14 protein-coding genes are annotated in these 12,471 nt (G+C 70.3%); 5 read left to right on the top strand and 9 right to left on the bottom strand.

The window, feature by feature from the left end; all coding sequences use genetic code 11:
- Positions 1 to 21 precede the first annotated feature (21 nt).
- Positions 22 to 393, top strand: coding sequence for an STAS domain-containing protein (locus tag ACFVXC_RS11420; protein ID WP_389904024.1), 372 nt, complete (start codon positions 22 to 24; stop codon positions 391 to 393).
- Here ACFVXC_RS11420 and ACFVXC_RS11415 read toward each other — a convergent pair.
- On the bottom strand, positions 295 to 1,287 hold the full coding sequence (locus ACFVXC_RS11415; RefSeq protein WP_389904022.1) for a sigma-70 family RNA polymerase sigma factor: 993 nt from the start codon (positions 1,285 to 1,287) through the stop codon (positions 295 to 297). The genes ACFVXC_RS11420 and ACFVXC_RS11415 overlap by 99 nt on opposite strands.
- A 119-nt stretch (positions 1,288 to 1,406) precedes the next feature.
- Positions 1,407 to 2,708 carry an MFS transporter gene (locus ACFVXC_RS11410; RefSeq protein ID WP_389904020.1) on the bottom strand — a complete coding sequence of 434 codons (1,302 nt, stop codon included), beginning with the start codon at positions 2,706 to 2,708 and terminating at the stop codon, positions 1,407 to 1,409.
- Positions 2,709 to 2,770: 62 nt separating this feature from the next.
- Between ACFVXC_RS11410 and ACFVXC_RS11405 the strand changes: the two genes are divergently transcribed.
- Entirely contained in the window at positions 2,771 to 3,769 is a 999-nt protein-coding gene (locus ACFVXC_RS11405) for a LysR family transcriptional regulator (RefSeq protein ID WP_389904018.1), read from the top strand.
- A gap of 388 nt (positions 3,770 to 4,157) precedes the next feature.
- Here ACFVXC_RS11405 and ACFVXC_RS11400 read toward each other — a convergent pair whose 3' ends face one another.
- Positions 4,158 to 4,922, bottom strand: coding sequence for an alpha/beta hydrolase (locus tag ACFVXC_RS11400; RefSeq protein WP_389904015.1), 765 nt, complete (start codon positions 4,920 to 4,922; stop codon positions 4,158 to 4,160).
- A gap of 114 nt (positions 4,923 to 5,036) precedes the next feature.
- Here ACFVXC_RS11400 and ACFVXC_RS11395 point away from each other — a divergent pair, with 114 nt between their 5' ends.
- Together ACFVXC_RS11395 and ACFVXC_RS11390 are read left to right on the top strand one after the other, a co-directional pair.
- A complete protein-coding gene (locus tag ACFVXC_RS11395; RefSeq protein WP_389904013.1) occupies positions 5,037 to 6,206 on the top strand; it encodes an adenosine deaminase in 1,170 nt (389 codons plus the stop codon).
- A 142-nt stretch (positions 6,207 to 6,348) separates the two neighbouring features.
- Positions 6,349 to 6,750, top strand: coding sequence for an ATP-binding protein (locus ACFVXC_RS11390; protein WP_389904010.1), 402 nt, complete (start codon positions 6,349 to 6,351; stop codon positions 6,748 to 6,750).
- A 93-nt stretch (positions 6,751 to 6,843) separates the two neighbouring features.
- Here the strand turns inward: ACFVXC_RS11390 and ACFVXC_RS11385 are convergent, their stop codons facing one another.
- The 5 genes from ACFVXC_RS11385 to afsQ1 all read right to left on the bottom strand — a co-directional run bounded on the left by ACFVXC_RS11385 (position 6,844) and on the right by afsQ1 (position 10,633).
- Positions 6,844 to 7,047 (bottom strand): PspC domain-containing protein, encoded by a 204-nt coding sequence (locus ACFVXC_RS11385; protein ID WP_389904007.1) that lies wholly within the window; start codon positions 7,045 to 7,047, stop codon positions 6,844 to 6,846.
- Positions 7,048 to 7,116: 69 nt separating this feature from the next.
- Positions 7,117 to 7,689 carry a VanZ family protein gene (locus tag ACFVXC_RS11380; RefSeq protein ID WP_389904004.1) on the bottom strand — a complete coding sequence of 191 codons (573 nt, stop codon included), beginning with the start codon at positions 7,687 to 7,689 and terminating at the stop codon, positions 7,117 to 7,119.
- A 96-nt stretch (positions 7,690 to 7,785) separates the two neighbouring features.
- Positions 7,786 to 8,388, bottom strand: a complete 603-nt coding sequence (locus tag ACFVXC_RS11375; protein WP_389904003.1) for a hypothetical protein — start codon at positions 8,386 to 8,388, stop codon at positions 7,786 to 7,788.
- Positions 8,385 to 9,905: an ATP-binding protein gene (locus tag ACFVXC_RS11370; protein WP_389904447.1), complete on the bottom strand. Its 1,521-nt coding sequence runs from the start codon at positions 9,903 to 9,905 to the stop codon at positions 8,385 to 8,387. The genes ACFVXC_RS11375 and ACFVXC_RS11370 overlap by 4 nt, the downstream gene beginning before the upstream one ends.
- A gap of 50 nt (positions 9,906 to 9,955) precedes the next feature.
- Positions 9,956 to 10,633, bottom strand: coding sequence for a two-component system response regulator AfsQ1 (gene afsQ1, locus ACFVXC_RS11365; RefSeq protein WP_389904000.1), 678 nt, complete (start codon positions 10,631 to 10,633; stop codon positions 9,956 to 9,958).
- Positions 10,634 to 10,847: 214 nt separating this feature from the next.
- Between afsQ1 and ACFVXC_RS11360 the strand changes: the two genes are divergently transcribed.
- Positions 10,848 to 11,627, top strand: coding sequence for a SigE family RNA polymerase sigma factor (locus tag ACFVXC_RS11360; protein ID WP_389903998.1), 780 nt, complete (start codon positions 10,848 to 10,850; stop codon positions 11,625 to 11,627).
- A gap of 178 nt (positions 11,628 to 11,805) precedes the next feature.
- On the opposite strand, the gene ACFVXC_RS11355 is transcribed toward ACFVXC_RS11360, so the two are convergent.
- On the bottom strand, positions 11,806 to 12,444 hold the full coding sequence (locus tag ACFVXC_RS11355) for a uridine kinase (RefSeq protein WP_389903996.1): 639 nt from the start codon (positions 12,442 to 12,444) through the stop codon (positions 11,806 to 11,808).
- Positions 12,445 to 12,471: the final 27 nt, after the last annotated feature.

The following is a 12,471-nucleotide window of genomic DNA, read 5'->3' as shown; positions in this document are numbered from 1 at the left end:
CGTCCCACCGGTCAACCCTGCATGGCTGCTCCCGAAGAGAACCTCATCCGAATCGAGGGCCCCCTGCGCGCAGGCGACATCCCGCATCTGTGCGACCGGGTGGCCGCCGCCCGGCACCGCCCCGGCGATGACGACGTGATCTGCGACGTCGCCGCCGTCACCACCGCCGACCTCACGACGGTCGACGTCATAGCCCGGCTGCACCTCGCCGCCCGCAGGGCAGGGGGCCGGATCCGTCTCAGAAATCCGTCCCCCGCCCTGCTGGCCCTGCTCGGTCTCGTCGGGCTCGTCGAACTACTCGGCCTTGTCGTCGAGATGGAGCGGCAGGCCGAACAGCGGGAACCACCGGGGCGTGTCCAGGAAGCAGTGGAAGCCCGCGATCCGCCCCGCTGAGATCTCGATGACCTGAACCGCCCACGGCGAGAACCCGCCGTTCTCCGGGTCGGGTTTGTAGTGGGCGAAGCCCGGCGTGCCGTTGACGTCGACCGGGAACAGGCGGCTGTTCGCGCAGGAGGCGCCGATGGTCGACATGAAGCCGGTGATGTCGGCGGTGCCGCGCAGCCAGAGGTCGAACGGGGGCATCGTCATGATGGCGTCTTCGTGCAGCAGCGCCGTCAGCGCCGTCATGTCATAGCCCTCGAAGGCCGCGACGTACCGCTCAAGGAGCTTCTGCTGCTCGTCGTCCAGCGGATCGGAGACGGCGGTGTCGTCGGCGGGGGCTTCGGCGAGGGTCGCCCGCGCCCGCTGCAACGCGCTGTTGACGGAGGCCACCGAGGTGTCGAGGAGCTCGGCCGCCTCGCTGGCCTTCCACGCGAGGACCTCGCGCAGGATGAGCACCGCCCGCTGCTTGGGCGGCAGTTGCTGCAGGGCGGCGACGAAAGCGAGCCGCACCGACTCCTTCGCCACGGCCGCCTCCGCGGGGTCGCTGAGGGACGGCAGCATGCGGGCGTCCGGCATCGGCTCAAGCCACACGTTGTCAGGGCGCGGTGTGAGCGCGGCCTGGGCGAGGGGCGCCGCCGCCGTCAGGTCCATCGGGCGCGCGCGGCGGTTGCCCGCGTTCAGCATGTCCAGACAGACGTTCGTCGCGATCCTGTACAGCCACGACCTGAGGCTGGAGCGGCCCTCGAACTTCTCGAAGCTCCGCCAGGCCCGCACCATCGTGTCCTGCACCGCGTCCTCGGCCTCGAAGGCCGACCCCAGCATGCGATAGCAGTACCCGGTCAGTTCGACCCGGTGTTTCTCGAGAGTGACGTCCAGTTCCGACGTCGTGCCTGCGATGTCAGTCATCCCAACCCACCCCTGCGGCTGCCACGGAAGTCCCCAGCACTTCGGAAGCTACCGCAGCCCACTGACAACGGCCCCCGGAGTGGGAAAACCCGCAGCCGGGAAAGGACCGTCCGGGACGGCTAGTGCGCCGCCACGAGCCCCCGCCGTTCCTGGGCGCGAGCCGCGTGCGACCCCCAGACGGTGATGGACGCGACGCCGAGCACCGCGAGAAGACCCAGGCCGACCGTCCCGGCCCAGCCTCCCGCGTGGAAGGCGACCGCGCCGAGCGTGCCGCCCGCGCTGGAGCCCAGGTAGTACGCGGACTGGTAGAGCGCCGAAGCCTGCGCCCGCCCGCTGGTGGCCGTACGGCTCACGGACGAGGAGGCGACCGCGTGTCCCGCGAAGAAGCCCGCGGTGATCAGGACGAGCCCCAGCAGCACCATGACGAGGGCGTCGGACAGGGAGAGCAGCAGACCGCCCGCCGTCGTGCTCACCGCCAGGTACAGCGCCCCGCGCCTGCCGAGCCGCGTCACCAGCTTCCCCGCGGCGGCCGACGAGACCGTACCGACGAGGTAGACCAGGAAGATCGAGCCGATGATGCCCTGGGGGAGGGAGAAGGGCGCCTCGGTGAGGCGGTATCCGATCACGGTGTAGACAGCGCCGAACACCGTCATGAACAGGGCGCCGATCGCGTACAGCCTGCACAGCAGCGGGTTGGCGAGGTGCGAACGGATCGTCCTGCCGAGCGCCTTGGGGTTGAGCGAGCCCGGAGTGAAGTGGCGCGGCGCGGGGAGCAGCGCGCGGAAGGCGAGGGCGCACAGGACGGCCACGACACCCACCACGCCCACGGCCACGCGCCAGCCCCATGCCTGCGCGACCCAGCCCGTGATGATGCGCCCGCTCATGCCGCCGATGGAGTTGCCCGCCACGAACATGCCGATCGCGGCGACCAGCGCCTTGGGCCTGACCTCTTCCGCGAGGAAGGCCATCGCGGACGCCGGAAGCCCGGCGAGGGCGGCGCCCTGCACGGCACGCAGCGCGACGAGCACGCCGATGGAGGGCGCGAAGGGGACGAGCAGGCCCACGACCACCGCGACCGTCAGCGAAACGGTCATCAGCGTCCGGCGCCCGAACCGCTCGCTGAGCGCGCTCAGGGGCAGTACGAAGAGGGCGAGGGCGCCCGTGGCGGCCGACACCGTCCAGCTCGCCGAGCTCGCGCTGACGCCGAAGTCGGCGGAGACGAGGGGGAGCAGCGCCTGCGTGGAGTAGAGGAGGGCGAAGGTGGCGACACCCGCGAGGAAGAGGGCGAAGCTCATCCGGCGGTAACCGGGACCGCCGGGGTTCAGACGTGTGTCGGTGACGTCGGGGGCGTCGGTGTCCGGGGACGACGGGGGGTGGGCGGCCGCGTGGGTGACGGACGCCCCGCTACTGGCAGGAGGCATGCATTGAACGTAGGCACACATGACTCATCCGTCCAATGCATGGACTGGCCATAATCGTTCCTATGGTGCATGAGCGCAGTTCAGAGCGGCGTCTGTCGCAGAGCAGTTACGTAGGAGACATCGGCGCGGCGGCGTCGGGCCCGGCCGAGCTGACCCCGGAGTCCTGGTCCGCGCTGCTCTCGCCGCGCCTCGCGTACTTCGCGGGCGTCGCACGGACGGAGCATGTGACGCGGGCCGCGCAGGAGATGCAGGTGCCGCAGTCGACCCTCTCGCGTGCGCTCGTACGCCTCGAACAGGACCTGGGCGTCGACCTGTTCGCGCGGCACGGCCGCACGGTGTCACTGACCCCGGCGGGCCGTACGTTCCTCGCCTCCGTCGAACGGGCGCTCGGCGAGGTGGAGCGGGCGGCGGAGTCCGTACGGGCGGACGCGGACCCGGCGTCGGGCAAGGTGGCCTTCGGGTTCCTCCACACCATGGGGTCGGAGACCGTGCCCGGCCTGATCCGCGCCTTCCGCGCGGACCATCCGCGGATCCGCTTCAGCCTCGTACAGAACTACGGGGAAGCGATGATCGAGCGCCTGCGGGCGGGGGAGCTCGACCTGTGTCTGACCTCGCCCGTGCCGGACGCGCCGGACCTGGTCGCCCGCCGCCTTGACGAGCAGCGGCTCCGCCTCGTCGTGCCGGACGATCACCGCCTCGCCTCCCGGAAGCGGGTCCGTCTCGCGGAGGCGGCGGACGAGGCCTTCGTGACCCTCGAACCCGGCTACGGCCTGCGCCGCATCACGGACGACCTCTGCCAGGAGGCCGGCTTCAGGCCGCGGATCGCGTTCGAGGGGGAGGAGGCGGAGACGCTGCGGGGGCTGGTGGCGGCGGGCCTCGGCGTGGCCCTCCTGCCGCCACCGGCCGTCCCCAGGCCGGGAGTCGTGGAGCTGACGGTGACGGGGCAGCGGGCGGTGCGCGAGATCGGCGTGGCGTGGTTGGACGGGCACCCGGATACTCCACCGGTGGCGGCGTTCAAGAAGTTCCTGCTGGGGCGCAGGGGACGGCTGCTGCCCGAATAGTCAGGGTCCGGGTCCGCAGCGCCGAGCGGGTCCGGGCGCGCAGCCATGCGTGGGCGCGGTCGTTGTCGTGGTGCCGGTGCCGGTGCCGGTGCCGGACCAGGTGCTAGGGGATCGGCGGCATGGTGCGGGGGAGGGGGAGCGTCCGCAGGCCGAGGTCGCGCGGGGCCGAGTCGGTGACGGCTTGGGGGACGGTGACGGCGAGGTCGGTGTCGAGGACGATGGGGTCGAGGACGAGGGGGTCGAGGGCGAGGGGAGCGCCGCTGCCGCGCCCGGGGTCGCGGCGATGACCTGGCGTTCGGGCCCGAGGGCGGCGAGGGCGTCGCCCACGGGGTCGCGCGGGCGTCCGCGACGGGAGACGGTGACGTGCCCGCCCGCCGCGTATGACCGCTCAGTGCTTCAGCGACCGCCCGAAGCCGGATGCGAGCGGCATCCGCAGCCCCAACGGCGGCGGAGCCGCGAGCGCGTCCTCCAACGGACGCGCGTACGCGTGGCCGAACAGCGACCCCATGACGAAGTCCGATACCAGCGCCTGGACTTCGTCATGGTGCTGATGCAACCGGTGCCCGTCGGAGTGGACTTCGAACCGGCACACCTCCCGGTTCGCCTTCTTCGCCCGCTCCGCGAGCCGGAACGAGAGCTCCGGATCGGTCCGCTCGTCGTTCGTGCCGTGCACGATCAGGACCCGCCGCCCCGCGAGCTGCTTCACCGGCTCGGGAGGCGCGGCCACATCGTCCTCGGGCAGCCAAGGGGCCAGTGCGAGGACGGAGTTGACCGCGTCGTGCCCACTGGCCCGCAGGGCGGCCCGGCCGCCCATGTCCATCCCGACGAGGCAGATGGAGACATCGCCGTAGAGCCGGGTGACCTCGTCGGCCGCCCACTCCGCGTCCCGCGCGAGCTGCGCCTGCGCCCCGTTCCACCCGCGGTAGCGGTAGTGCACGACATGCGCGGCGAGCCCCTCGCCGCGGCCGTCCTGGGCGAGCTTGCGGCCGAGCGCGCGCACCGCGTTGGCGGCGAACGGGGACGGCTTGCGGGCTGAGGTCTCGTGGCCGCCGGGGAGCAGCAGCACCGCGCCGCTGACCGACGAAGGACGGGTGCCGATCACGCGCCCGAGCCTGGCCGCGCGCGCGGAATCGGGCGTCGCTTGCTGTGCCATGACAGAACAGTGTCAGAAGCGATGGTGTACGCCACCCGTCCGCGGGGTCACTGTTACGTATCGACCCATGAGATTCCCCGGGCGATCTACGCGCGTAGGCGCTAGAGTGCCGAGATGACGAGCCAGACCACCAAAGCCGGTCAGACGGACCGCGAAACGCCCAGCGCCGAACAGATCCGCCGCTCCCCGAAGGTGCTCCTCCACGACCACCTCGACGGCGGCCTGCGCCCCGGCACCATCGTCGACCTCGCCCGTGAGTCGGGTTACGAGGGGCTGCCCGAGACCGACCCCGACAAGCTGGGGATCTGGTTCAGGGAGGCCGCCGACTCCGGTTCGCTGCCCCGCTATCTGGAGACCTTCGCCCACACCTGCGCGGTGATGCAGACGAAGGACGCCCTCAAGCGCGTGGCGGCCGAGTGCGCCGAGGACCTGGCGCGGGACGGCGTCGTCTACGCCGAGATCCGGTACGCCCCCGAGCAGCACCTGGAGCGGGGCCTCACCCTCGAAGAGGTCGTCGAGGCCGTCAACGAAGGCTTCCGGGAAGGCGAGCGGCGCGCGAAGGAGGCGGGGCACCGCATCCGCGTGGGCGCCCTGCTCACCGCCATGCGGCACGCGGCCCGCGCCCTGGAGATCGCCGAACTCGCCAACCGCTACCGCGACCTGGGTGTCGTCGGCTTCGACATCGCGGGCGCGGAGGCGGGCTTCCCTCCCACCCGCCACCTCGACGCCTTCGAGTACCTCAAGCGCGAGAACAACCACTTCACGATCCACGCCGGTGAGGCCTTCGGGCTGCCCTCCATCTGGCAGGCCCTGCAGTGGTGCGGCGCCGACCGGCTCGGCCATGGCGTGCGGATCATCGACGACATCCAGGTCGCCGACGATGGCACCGTGAAGCTCGGCCGCCTCGCCAGCTACGTACGGGACAAGCGCATCCCCCTGGAGATGTGCCCCAGTTCCAATCTCCAGACGGGCGCGGCGAGCTCGTACGCCGAACACCCCATCGGTCTGCTGCGAAAGCTGCACTTCCGGGCCACGGTGAACACCGACAATCGTCTGATGTCCGGCACCACCATGAGCCGTGAATTCGAGCACTTGGTCGGCACATTCGGCTACACGCTCGACGACATGCAGTGGTTCACAGTCAATGCGATGAAATCAGCGTTCATTCCTTTCGATGAACGGCTGGCCATGATCAATGACGTGATCAAGCCCGGATATGCCGAGTTGAAGTCCGAATGGCTGTTCCGTCAGACCGCCTCCACCAGGGCTTCTGTCGATATGTAACAGAAATTGAGGCGATGCGGGCGCGGCCGGGAACATTAATTCCCGGTCGCGCTTTTGCTGTTTCGCTGTTTGCGGACTGCCCCTTCACATGTTTACGGTCATGGGCCGCTCAAAAGTCCCCGTCATCAAGGACGCATTGAAGATGAAGCAGTCTGCCGTCAAGACCCTCGGTGTCGCCGCTCTCGGCGCCGCTTTCGCCGCCGCCGGTGCGGGTGTCGCCACCGCCGCTCCGGGCCTGCCCGACGCCACGGACGCGCTCGGCTCCGCCACCTCGATGCTGCCCGTGGAGCAGGTCGCCGACAACCTGCCCGCCGGTGGCCCCGAGGCGGTAGCCGCGGGTCAGAACGCGGTCGGCAGCACCCTGGAGGCCGCCGCGCCGACCGTCGCGAAGCTCGGCGAGAGCACCAAGCCCGCCGCCGACAGGTCGGTCAAGCCCGCCGACCCGGTCGCCGGTCTGCTCGGCGGCCTGCCGATCTCCGGCGCCCTGCCCACCCAGGGCCTGCCCCTGCAGGGTCTGCCGCTCGACGGTCTGCCGCTCGGCTGATCCTCGCCGGTCACCGCGTACGCCGATGGGGCGCGCCCGCGAAATCAGGGTGCGCCCCATCGGCGTACATATGTGGCGGCGAAGGACGCCGATTCACCAGGCGGCCTGCGAGGTCTTGCCCTCGGTGGGCAGCAGGACCCAGAGCGCGATGTAGAGCAGGAACTGCGGTCCGGGAAGAAGGCACGAGAGCACGAAGATCACGCGCATCGTGGTCGCCGATGTGCCGAAGCGATGGGCGAGGGCGGCACAGACTCCGCCGATCATCCGGCCGTTCCTGGGGCGGGCAAGGGCGGTCATGAGAGCTCCTTCGTGAACCGTCGGTATGAGGTCGTTCGGGGCGTTTACCCCGATGACTCAAAGCTACGTTCACGGAGCGGCCGAGGCGTCGCTCCAGGGTGCGATGCCGACCCTGGGAATCGTCGGGGTCGGACCCTGAGAAGCGTCCTCCCGAAGAAGGGGCACCCGATCCTCCACGCCGGTACGGCGGCGGAGTCTGGCCCTGGCCGCGGGCACCACGGCGACGTGCGCGAGGGCCACGCCCACCGTGTTCAGGAGCAGCGAGTCGATGTCGACGACCTGCCCGGGAACCCCGGTCTGCAGCAGTTCGATGCCGAGCGAGATCAGCGCGCCCGCCGCGACGGTTCGCACCAGCGAACCGAGCGGCGAGACATGGACCCGCCCTCCGGCGAGCGGCAGCAGCAGGCCGAGCGGGGCCAGCAGCAGCAGACTGCCGCCGATGTGCCGGGCCGCCTCGACAGGGCCGAGTGCCAGATCCGCCTTGATGCCGGCGAACGGCTGAAGGTTCGCCGCGCTGACCCAGGGCACGTCCAGCGGACGCAGCGTGAGCCACGCGACGAGCAGAAGATGCGCGACCAGGAGGAACCCTCCTGTCGCACGGAAGCGAATGGCGGCCCCGTGGCCGCCCGAGCCTTGACGCACGCCCCCCAAGACGCACCTAGTGGCAGGATCGGTTCCGCGTATCTCCTCCCGGTACGCGGCGCTGTCCTGATCGCACAGGGTGACTGTCCTGTTCGGCTACTTCACCGTTTCGGTGGGCGGAGCCACCGTTCCGGGGCGCTGGCGGACCGCCTGGGTGCATTCGTAGCGGCGCAGCGGCTCGTCGCCGGGGCCGCCCATGATCACCTGCCGGCCGCCGTCCGCCGCCGCGCTGTCCGCGAAGGTGCACACGATCTGAGCCAGTGCGAACGCCGACAGATCGTCGGGAGAGGTACTGAACCGCAGCGCGTCCTCGGGGTCCCCCTTCGCGGGGCCGCTGACGACCGTCCCGGCGCGCACGTCCGTCGCGAAGCCCGCCTGTTTCTCCGGACCCGACGGGGTGTGCGCCAGCTCGTCGAGGAGCGCCTGCGCGATGCGGACCCGGTCGGTCGCCGCCTTCTTGGAGGGGATCCGCACCGACCGGTCGACGGTCACCAGCTGCGCCGCGCACACCAGGAAGACCTGTACCGGGACTCCGCTGGTGGACTGCGACGCGATGTTCGACCCGGACATCACGCAGGGCACGCGGGAGGGCCCGGGACCGAAGTCCGTGGGCACCTCCGTCGAGCGGATCCCGCAGCCGGCGAGCGTCGCGGTCAGCGCGGCGGCGACGAGGGCGGCACGCAGCCGTCGGCGGTTCATGGTTTCTCTCCCTCGACGGCATCGTCACCGTCCGTGCCCTCGTCCGTCTCGTCGAGCAGCCCCGACGGATCGCGCGGCAGCCACAGCGTGAACACCGCGCCGCCCTTCGGCGAGTTCGCCGCGGTGATCTCCCCGCCGTGGATGTGCGCGTTCTCCAGGGCGATGGAGAGCCCCAGACCACTGCCCTCCGAACGCGGCCGGGACGCGCTCGCCTTGTAGAACCGGTCGAAGACGTGCGGCAGTACGTCCTCGGGGATGCCGGGGCCTGCGTCACGCACCGCGATGACGAGCCTCTCGCCCGCGAGCCGCACCGAGACCTTCACCGGGGAACCGCCGTGCTTGAGGGCGTTGCCGATCAGGTTCGCCAGGATGACGTCGAGGCGGCGCGGGTCGAGCCGCACCATGATGCCGCGCTCGGCGTCGAGCTCGACCGCGTCGAGCCAGGCGCGGGCGTCGATGCAGGCCGTGATCTGGTCGGCGATGTCCACGTAGTCCAGGACGAGCCGGGCCGTGCCCGCGTCGAAGCGGGTGACCTCCATCAGGTTCTCCACCAGGTCGTTCAGGCGGCGGGTCTCGCTGACCACGAGGCGCACGGCGGGCTCGATCATCGGATCGACACTGCCGGTCTCCGCGTCGAGCTCCTCCTCCAGGACCTCGGTCACCGCGGTGATCGCGGTCAGCGGCGTACGCAGCTCGTGCGACATGTCGGCGACGAAGCGCCGCGACGCCTCGTCACGGGCGCTCATGTCGTCGACCTTCTTCTCCAGGCTCTCCGCGGTCCGGTTGAACGTCCGTGACAGATCGGCCAGTTCGTCCGTGCCCGACACCCTCAGGCGCGTGTCCAGCTTGCCCTCACCGAGCCGCCGCGCGGCGACGCCGAGCCGGTGCACCGGCTTGAGCACGGTGGTCGCCGCGGCCTGCGCGAGCAGCGCGGAACCGATCAGCGCGAGCCCGGTGGCGATCGCGAGCGACCAGCCGAGCGAGCTCAGGTCCTTCGCCTCCGGCTCCAGGGACTTGAGCATGTATCCGGTCGGCCCGCCGCCGATCACCTTGGCACCGCCCACGAGATACGGGGTGCCGTTGTCGACGGTCCGCTGCCAGTACAGGTGGTACGGACTCTTGTTGCTGGAGGTGAGCGGCTGCTCCTTGTTCACCGTCTTGCGCAGCGACTTGGGTACGTCGGCCAGCGTGAAGGCGTCCAGGTCGGAGTAGCCCACGATCGTGTCACCGTCGGTGTCCTGCCCGATCAGGAGCACGCTGTAGCGCTGGCTGCTGTTGGCCATCGTCCCGGCGGCCTGCTGCAGTTCGTCCTGGGTCGGATTGGGCGGCAGCGCGCCGGCACGGGTCTGCATCTCCTGCTGGAAGTCCTTCAGGGCCGCGTCCTGGGCGCGGGTCAGGACCGCCTCGCGGTTCAGCCAGTACGCGATCCCGGAGGCCGTCACGGCGGCGGTGAGCGCCACGAGCCCGAACACCACGACGAGCCGGAGCCGCAGACTCGTGAAACGGAGCCCCGCCATTATCGCCCTGCGCGCCGCGGCCCAACCGCGGAGCCTGTCCTGCGGTTTGGTCACTGAGGCGTGTCCAGCCGGTAGCCGACTCCACGCACCGTACGGATCAGCGTCGGCGAGGACGGCACGTCCTCCACCTTCGCGCGCAGGCGCTGCACACACGCGTCGACGAGCCGGGAGTCACCGAGGTAGTCGTGCTCCCACACCAGGCGCAGCAACTGCTGTCGCGAGAGCGCCTGCCCGGGCCTGCGGCTCAGCTCCAGGAGCAGCCGCAGCTCGGTCGGTGTGAGCTGCAGATCCTCGCCGTTCTTCGTGACGGTCATCGCGGCGCGGTCGATGACGAGCGAACCGAACGCCGCCGCGTCATTGGCCTCGCGCTCACCGCGCCGCAGAACCGCACGGATACGGGCGTCGAGCACCCGCCCCTGTACGGGTTTCACGACATAGTCGTCGGCACCGGACTCAAGCCCGACGACCACGTCGATGTCGTCGTTGCGCGCGGTCAGCAGGATGATCGGCAACTGGTCGGTGCGCCGGATACGACGGCACACCTCGAACCCGTCGATGCCCGGCAGCATCACATCCAGCACGATCAGGTCCGGCCGCTGCTCACTGAGCAGCTTCAGGCCGTCCTCGCCGGTGGCAGCAGTAGCCACCCGATGCCCTTGTCGGGTGAGCGAAAGCTCAAGGGCCGTTCGGATGGCGTCGTCGTCCTCGATCAGCAACAGGGAAGGCACGGACGTCATTCTGTCCCATGGCACGGTCACAGTTCGACTCTTGGTCGTTCCCCGGGTCCGCAAAGGGCTGGTCGGTACCCCATCCCACACTTCTCCCTCACACATGGAACCGCTGTTGCAGGCCTGTGACAGTCGGCGGACACCGTCATGAAGTGGGTCCGGCAGAGTTCTGGTCAGACGGAAAGAGCCGGACACCACCGACGGGGGGCGCGAGATGAACACGCTGCACAGCACCAGCTCAAGCGCAGTAATCACGCGACTCCACGACGTGATCCGGACCGCCGAGAGGCACGAGAAGTCCGGTGCCGTGAGCGGGCGGGGGTGCGCTCGCGGCACCGGGCGTCAGCACACCGCGTACATGACGGTGGTTGACGCGTACCGGGGGGAAACCCACGGGGACAACGGGGGAACCGGCGGGGAGGCTCACGGGGGAGCCGCGTACAGGCAGGACACGGGGGAACGCGCATCGGCGTCGGAGGCGGAGTTCACCGCCTACGTCCAGGAGCGTCGTGCCTCCCTGTACGCAACCGCCTATCACCTGACCGGTGACCGTTTCGAGGCCGAGGATCTGCTCCAGAGCGCCCTCTTCTCGACGTACCGGGCCTGGGACAGGATCAGCGACAAGGCCGCGGTCGGCGGATACCTCCGCCGCACCATGACCAACCTGCACATCAGCGCCTGGCGGCGCCGCAAGCTCAACGAATACCCGACCGAGGAGCTGCCGGAGACGGCGGTCAACACGGACGCGATGCGTGGCACCGAACTCCGCGCGGTTCTCTGGCAGGCCCTGGCCCGCCTCCCCGAACTGCAGCGGACGATGCTGGTCCTGCGCTACTACGAGGGCCGCACGGACCCCGAGATCGCGGAAATCCTCGACATCAGCGTGGGCACGGTGAAGTCCAGCATCTGGCGCTCTCTGCGCCGGATGCGCGAGGACGAGATCCTCAGCTTCGGCCGTGACCAGGAGGAGTCCTTCGGCGAGTTGGTCGCCTAGGGATCACGGGGGCCGCCGCTCCCGGGGGGAGGCGGCGGTTGCAGGGGGAACGGGGTCCACGGGGGGAACGGGGATCTCGGGGGAAAGAAGTGGCGGGACCGGAAGGCCGGGGGGTCTTTCCGGTCCTTCTGCTTTGGTGCTGCGCCTCTGTTGCTGCTTCTCGTGCGAGGCGCGCGTTCTAGAGAACGGCTCCCCGAGCCTTGACGCACCGTCCGGCCGCGGCGGCGGCGAGCCGCCCCAAGGCCTCGTCCTTTCCACAGGGATGAGCGCCCAGCGCGGTCTGCCGGGCGACGATGGCGCGCTCGGCGCGCATCAGCCGCCACCCGCGGCGCAGCAGGAACGCCACGGACTTGCGGCCCTCGCGCAGATCCCGCAGAAGCCGCCGCCGGAAGGTGGTGGAGGGCCGGCCGCGCAGACAGATCGCGTCGGCGAGCACACCGATCTCCCGGCACCGCTCCACGATGTCCGCCGCGAAGATGCCCTCCGCGATGAAGAGCGGCGTGCGCTCGATGTCCATCGCGGACTCGCCCGTACGCGAACTGGTGGAGATGTCGTAGAGAGGAACGCTTGTACGTCCCGTACGGCACAGCCGCTCGATGGCGGCGAGGGCGACGTCCGCGTCCCAGGACGCGGGGGAGTCCCAGTCGATGTCCGTGCTGCCGGGTACCTGCGGCAGTGTCGGGTCGTCACCCTCCTTGTAGAAGTCGTCGAGGCACAGGACGGGCAGCCCGGAGCGGGTGGCGAACGACGACTTGCCTGAACCGGAGGGGCCGGCGAGCAGTACGACTCGGGTGGGTATCGGGAGATGGGAACTCACGAGAGACCAGTGTGCGGCATTGAGCCG

Source organism: Streptomyces sp. NPDC058257 (genome assembly GCF_042881845.1).
In the GTDB taxonomy this organism is placed as follows: Bacteria; Actinomycetota; Actinomycetes; order Streptomycetales; family Streptomycetaceae; genus Streptomyces.
Note: the sequence above shows the minus strand (reverse complement) of the source record. Positions and strands in the feature narration are given on the sequence as shown.

What these genes read in the sequence shown, in the direction of transcription:
- ACFVXC_RS11420 (WP_389904024.1), top strand. Translation starts at nt 22, where the DNA reads ATGGCTGCTCCCGAAGAGAACCTCATCCGAATCGAGGGCCCCCTGCGC.
- ACFVXC_RS11415 (WP_389904022.1), bottom strand. Translation starts at nt 1,287, where the DNA reads ATGACTGACATCGCAGGCACGACGTCGGAACTGGACGTCACTCTCGAG.
- ACFVXC_RS11410 (WP_389904020.1), bottom strand. Translation starts at nt 2,708, where the DNA reads ATGCCTCCTGCCAGTAGCGGGGCGTCCGTCACCCACGCGGCCGCCCAC.
- ACFVXC_RS11405 (WP_389904018.1), top strand. Translation starts at nt 2,771, where the DNA reads ATGGTGCATGAGCGCAGTTCAGAGCGGCGTCTGTCGCAGAGCAGTTAC.
- ACFVXC_RS11400 (WP_389904015.1), bottom strand. Translation starts at nt 4,922, where the DNA reads ATGGCACAGCAAGCGACGCCCGATTCCGCGCGCGCGGCCAGGCTCGGG.
- ACFVXC_RS11395 (WP_389904013.1), top strand. Translation starts at nt 5,037, where the DNA reads ATGACGAGCCAGACCACCAAAGCCGGTCAGACGGACCGCGAAACGCCC.
- ACFVXC_RS11390 (WP_389904010.1), top strand. Translation starts at nt 6,349, where the DNA reads ATGAAGCAGTCTGCCGTCAAGACCCTCGGTGTCGCCGCTCTCGGCGCC.
- ACFVXC_RS11385 (WP_389904007.1), bottom strand. Translation starts at nt 7,047, where the DNA reads ATGACCGCCCTTGCCCGCCCCAGGAACGGCCGGATGATCGGCGGAGTC.
- ACFVXC_RS11375 (WP_389904003.1), bottom strand. Translation starts at nt 8,388, where the DNA reads ATGAACCGCCGACGGCTGCGTGCCGCCCTCGTCGCCGCCGCGCTGACC.
- ACFVXC_RS11370 (WP_389904447.1), bottom strand. Translation starts at nt 9,905, where the DNA reads ATGGCGGGGCTCCGTTTCACGAGTCTGCGGCTCCGGCTCGTCGTGGTG.
- ACFVXC_RS11360 (WP_389903998.1), top strand. Translation starts at nt 10,848, where the DNA reads ATGAACACGCTGCACAGCACCAGCTCAAGCGCAGTAATCACGCGACTC.